The organism is uncultured Mailhella sp. (genome assembly GCF_905187505.1).
GTDB lineage: Bacteria > Desulfobacterota > Desulfovibrionia > Desulfovibrionales > Desulfovibrionaceae > Mailhella.
Window position 1 is genome coordinate 1 of sequence record NZ_CAJJIC010000144.1, and the last position, 5,543, is coordinate 5,543.

The following is a 5,543-nucleotide window of genomic DNA, read 5'->3' on the forward strand; positions in this document are numbered from 1 at the left end:
AAGAAAAAGAACTCCTTCGTGAGGGGAATTCCTCCCACAAGCGCCTCCATGTCGGAAAAAAAATCCATGCGGCCCGGTCCGTGCGCCGGAACCTCCACGGCGACCAGACGGCAGAGCCGTCCGGCATTGGCCTCGTTGACCATTCTCAGGGCGTCACCCGTCAGATCATCCGCCAGCATGAGCACGGGTCTTTTCACCGCCTGCGCGAGACGCAGCACCGGCACTATGTCTTCCCGGGAGCGAAAAGCCTTGTCGGCCATCAGAACGCCGCACTCGTCAAGAACGCAGCGATTCCCGCCGGGGACATCGGCCATGAAGGAGGAAAGATATCCCTTTTCAAAGCTGAATCCCTGCGGAAACTCCACGCTGTCCTCCCAGCCGTGCGAGCGCTCGACTACCACCTCTCCGGCTGACTCCACATGAGACAGCATACCCGCTATCATGCCGCCAAGCTCGTCGCTTCCGGAAACGCCGACGGCCAGACTTCTGAACTCCTCTTCGTCCTTCACCTCGCGCGTCATGCCGGCAAGCGCGGCGTCCGCCGCAAGGGCCCTGCGTCTGAGGGCCGCCGCAAGTGCCACGGGCTCCATGCCGGCCTCAAGGCAGGCTTCGCCCCGGCGCAGAAGCGCCGCCGTCAGCACCATGGTCCGGGCAGTTCCCGCTCCCATGGCCCCGTTTCTTTCTTCCAGTTCCTTCTTGAGCAGGCAGAGCCCTGCATTGCTTGCCGGGTCATCCGAAAAAAAGTCCCCGACAATTTCTCCGGCATCGGAACACGGCCGAACCCGACCTGAACCGTCGGTCAAAAGCGCCGTTTTTCCCCCATTCTTCAGGGCGACCCCGACGGCTTTCGTCCATGCATCCATTTCTTCCAGCATCCGTCGCCTGAACTCTGCTCCGCCAACAATCCGCTCCGCCATGCGCTCTCCCATGCGTATAAAAAAACAAAAGCCGGCGGACTGTCCGTCCGGCCGGCCTTGAAATGGAATCGTTCCGCTACTTCTTCATCATGCCTACCAGACGATGCGGCACATAGGGTTCTTCCAGATAGGCACATTCCTCCGGCGTAAGCTTCAGCGACGTGGAGGCGGCTATGTCTTCAAGCTGATGGATCTTTGTCGCTCCCACCACGGGAGCCGCCACCTTGGTCAGAAGCCAGGCAAGCGCAATCTGCGTTCTGGAAACGCCTCTTTTCTCCGCAATTTCCCCAACCCTGTCGATGATGAGCCCGTCCTGCTCGGCCGTGGCGTCGTACTTGCCCTTGGCGTAGGCGTCCTTCTGCAGACGCTCGGTGACCTCCGAACGGCTTCTTGCCAGGCGTCCGGCGGCAAGCGCGCTGTAGGGCGTCATGGATATGCAGGCATCGGCACAGTAGGGAGCCATTTCCACTTCCTCCTCGCGGAAGAGAAGATTGTAGTGCCCCTGAACGGTGATGAAACGGCTCCAGCCATACTTTTCCGCCACAAAGTTCGCCTTGGCTATCTGCCAGGCAAAACAGTTGGAAATGCCTATGTACCGGACCTTTCCGGCCTTCACGGCTTCATTCAGCGTTCCCATGACCTCTTCCACGGGCATGGCGGCGTCCCAGCAGTGATAAATATACAGATCAATGCAGTCCAGCCCCATGTTCCTGAGGCTCTGTTCCAGACAACCGTTGATATAGTCCTTTACCTTCATGCCGGAGGCGTGCTGTTCTGCCGTCATGGGCAGGAACTTGGTGGCCACCACGACGTCTTCCCGCTTTGCCATGTCCTTCAGGGCGCGGCCGACGAACTGTTCGCTGGTGCCGCCCTGATAGGCCAGGGCCGTATCAAAGAAGTTTATTCCGAGTTCCAGAGCGTGACGAATGATTTCGCGGGTGGGAGCTTCGTCCAGCGTCCAGGCGTGCATGCCGCTGGCTGCTCTGCCGAATCCCATGCAACCGAGACAAATCCGGGAAACGTTCAGTTCCGAAGTCCCGAGTCTGATGTACTCCATATGAAATCCTCCTTGCATAAACGTTCATGAAGTTTCCGAAGGCTTTTTCTATATGACAAGATACAGAGCAACGTTTCTGACGTCTAACACGTTTTTTCTGAGCGCTTTTTCCAACCTACAGAAGTTCTTTGTGGGAATGGACATTCCGGGCGTTCCGTCCGCAGATACGTTCAGACATACAACATGCCTATCAGGTACCAGAACGGGAGCATGACAAAAAACATCCCTATGAACTGAATGATGCATTTTACCATGTTGACCCGCACGAAGTCCTTCAAAGACATGAGTCCGAAGGCAAACGCCATGAGCGCCGAATTATGTTCATAGGGCAGAAGAATGGTGTCGCCGGCATTGATGAGCGTGATCATAAGCGTCGCGGGATTGATTCCCATGCCGAAGGCTATGTCGCCGAGCGGCTGACTGAACGCGGCATATATGGCAAAGGGCGTCAGAAGGAAGTTGAAGAGCACGCTGAAAATCCACGTGAAGCCCAAAAGCCCCACGGCGCCCATGTCGCCGATGATGGGAATGGCGTAGGAGGTGAGAAGCTGTCCCAGACCGATATGGGTTCCCACGCTGCCTATGGACATGCACGCCATGATGAGAAAAACCATATCGAAGTCGATGCCTTTGACATCGTCGTAGTTGCCTACCTGGATGCCGGGAAGATAAAAGATGAGCGGCGCGAGGATCATGCCGAAGTCGCCGTTGATGCCGTGCAGGCTGGAGGTGGCCATGAACAGCAGAAGGCACAGCATGACGGCAATGCCCTTCTTTTCGTTGCCGGTCATGGGCCCCTGTTTGTCGCGCATTTCAATGTAGTGCTGCTTGATGTCCACCCGGGTGACGTCGCCGGCAAACATCCTGCTGAGTATGATCACGCCCGCCAGCCCCACAAAGAACATGGGAAGTCCCAGAATGAGATTGCTGAGCCATGTGATCTGATACTCGGGAGCAATGTTGGCTATGGAGCCGTTCAGAAGCGCCAGCACACCGGGATAATAGCTGAACTGCTGAGCAAAGATCGTCGTGTATACCGCCGACATCAGCAGCACGGTCGCCGTCGTGCCCCGCTGCAGATCAAGCGTTCTGCAGGCGCCGTAGGCAAAGGCCAGAATCAGCATGTGATGCCCGCCGAAGGTGACGAACGAAGCGATGACGCCCGCAAGATATATGGATACGGCTATGCCTGTGAAGGAGCCGCCGAAAAAAATGGCGCAGCGGCAGATGACGCGATCCAGAAGGCCCGTTCGAAGAAGTATCATGGCCAGCCAGAAGCCGCATACTATCACGAGGGCCGTGGTGCCTATCCAGGGAGCAAGCACGGTCTGAATGGGAGCCACGTCGAACAGCACGTACCCTATGGGAAAGATGATGGCTGAACACATGCTCGGCGCAAGCTCAAGCGCCATCAGCAGCAGCCCGAACACGGTCACGGAAAGAAACTTCTTCAGCACCGGGGTGAATACTTCTCCCGAGGGCAGACAGAGTATCAGGACAGGCACGAGGAATGCCGCGCCCCACCGAACAAGCGTTTCTCTTTTCATCGACTCTTCCATCCTCTACCTCCTTGCACGTCTTGACGACGATCGACTCATGCCGTTTTCATTCCGGTCGGCAAACGGTTATCTGATGCTAGCGTATGTATCCTATGACGCTCCAGTACGGGATCTGAACGACGGCATAGAAAGCAAGGAACAGCACCGTCTTCAGCGTCGCAAGCTTCACGAATTCCGATATGCCTATCAGACCGAAGCCGATGAGGATCATAAAGCATGCGATTTCATGCGGAAAAATATAAACGTCGCACGTCACTATCAGCGTCATGATGAGCGCCAGGGGCTTGATGCCGAGACTGACGGCAATGCCGGCAAAAGGCGCGCACAGCGTAGGCAGCATGGCTCCGGGCGTCATGACGACATTGGCAAGCGTTCCGGCGATCAGCGCTCCCATCACGACGGACACGTCGGACATATCGGAAAGCATGGGAACAATGGCGGAGGACACGAGCTGATTGAGTCCGAGATGTCCTCCCACGGCGGCAATGCTCATGCACGACACGATGAACACGAGAATGGGGAAGCTAATTCTGCTTATGGCCTCATGACCGCCCACCCTGAAGCCGGGAAGGAAAAGCAGCCAGGGCAGAACCATGAAGCCGTATACCGCCGGCATGCCGTGAAGCGGGGAAAGGAAAAGATAGATCATGAGCAGCGCAAGAACGATGCAGCATTTCTTCTCCTTCGCACTCACGGGGCCGAGAGCTCTGGCCTGCTCCTCAAAATAGGCACGACTGTTGTTCGACGTGCTGAAGTTCTTCGTCTTATATATTCTGGTCAGCAGCCATATGAAAAACACATTGAACAGCAGCGTGGGCCATACTGCAACGGTCTGCTCGTACCACGGGATGGAATACCCTTCCTGAACCAGACGGAGTCCGGACTCGGCCAGCCCCACGAACAGAGGATTGTAGACTGCGGAGGCGCAGGCATGAGCCGATACGGCACCGACAAACATCATCAGCGCCGCTTCGCGGCACGGTCTGTCGTAGCCGAAGGATTTCGTCACGCCGTAGGCGAAGGAAACCATGATGAGATAGGCGTTGTTGAACGTGATGACGCCAAGGACAAGGCCAGTCAGAAACATGCCGTAAAGCGCGCCGTTATAGGTGCCCCCGCATCGGAGGATGCACCAAATGGACACGCGCTTCAGAAGTCCGCACTCATCCATCACGTTGACCAGCGCATACGCGCCGACAATCATATAGACCAGCGGACTGGTCCACGGCTGCAACGCAACTTCCACGGGAGCCAGTCCGCTCAGCACATATACCGCCGTAAGCAGAATGGACGGAACAATGACATTGAGGAATTCAAAAACGATCGTGCAGATATAAAAAACCGTTATGGCTGAAAACAGACGCAGTTGCTCATCGAACCCGCCGCCTGCGGGAACAAGCATCACGCCTGCGGAAAGAAGAAGGGTAACCAACCATTTTACATATACGGCATGAGACGACATGCTTCCTGAACTCATGATACCCTCCGGTTTTACGCACATGACAAGGCATGCAGACTACTGAATGGCATTATACTGTACCATGCCGTTTTTCAGGACAAACAGATTTTTTCTTATTGTTTTCCACAGGCAACAAATTTTTCATGCGGCAAAATGCCGATGTTTACTTAAAGTGCATTCGCCTGTATGTTGTTATTTCAACAGATAATAGTAATATTTACAAATAATTGAGGGTATGTGTATGCGGATTGAACAGCTTCAGCAGATTCTTGAAATCGCACGTTGCGGATCCATAGGAAAAGCCTGCCATAATCTGTTTCTTACTCAGCAGTCCCTCAGTCATTCCATAAAAAAATTGGAAGACGAACTGAATGTTACCATTTTCGACAGAATAAATACGGGAATGTCCCTTACTGAAGAAGGAAAACTCATCAGTGAATTTACTAAGAAAGTACTTCATGAGTATGAAGAGCTAAAAAGAGATCTCAGCAGTGTAAAAAACAAGCATAATATCACAGAAGATATCAATGTATATATAAATAAAATATTTG

The 5,543-nt window shown here is 54.4% G+C and carries 5 protein-coding genes; 1 reads left to right on the forward strand and 4 read right to left on the reverse strand.

Annotated elements, in window-relative coordinates; genetic code table 11:
• From QZZ60_RS10280 to QZZ60_RS10295, 4 genes are all read right to left on the reverse strand, one after another.
• Positions 1 to 668: hypothetical protein (locus QZZ60_RS10280; protein ID WP_295641131.1), on the reverse strand; the 668-nt coding region annotated here is incomplete at its 3' end.
• A gap of 325 nt (positions 669 to 993) precedes the next feature.
• The gene (locus QZZ60_RS10285; protein WP_295641133.1) at positions 994 to 1,974 is read right to left on the reverse strand and encodes an aldo/keto reductase; all 981 of its coding nucleotides are present in this window, start codon (positions 1,972 to 1,974) and stop codon (positions 994 to 996) included.
• A gap of 170 nt (positions 1,975 to 2,144) precedes the next feature.
• Complete coding sequence (locus QZZ60_RS10290; RefSeq protein WP_295641135.1) at positions 2,145 to 3,533, reverse strand: anion permease; 1,389 nt, start codon at positions 3,531 to 3,533, stop codon at positions 2,145 to 2,147.
• A gap of 76 nt (positions 3,534 to 3,609) precedes the next feature.
• Positions 3,610 to 5,010 carry an SLC13 family permease gene (locus tag QZZ60_RS10295; protein WP_295641137.1) on the reverse strand — a complete coding sequence of 467 codons (1,401 nt, stop codon included), beginning with the start codon at positions 5,008 to 5,010 and terminating at the stop codon, positions 3,610 to 3,612.
• Between the two features lie 223 nt (positions 5,011 to 5,233).
• On the opposite strand from QZZ60_RS10295, the gene QZZ60_RS10300 reads away from it, so the two are divergent.
• Positions 5,234 to 5,543, forward strand: a 310-nt coding sequence (locus tag QZZ60_RS10300) for a LysR family transcriptional regulator (protein WP_295641138.1), incomplete at its 3' end; no start/stop codon positions are given.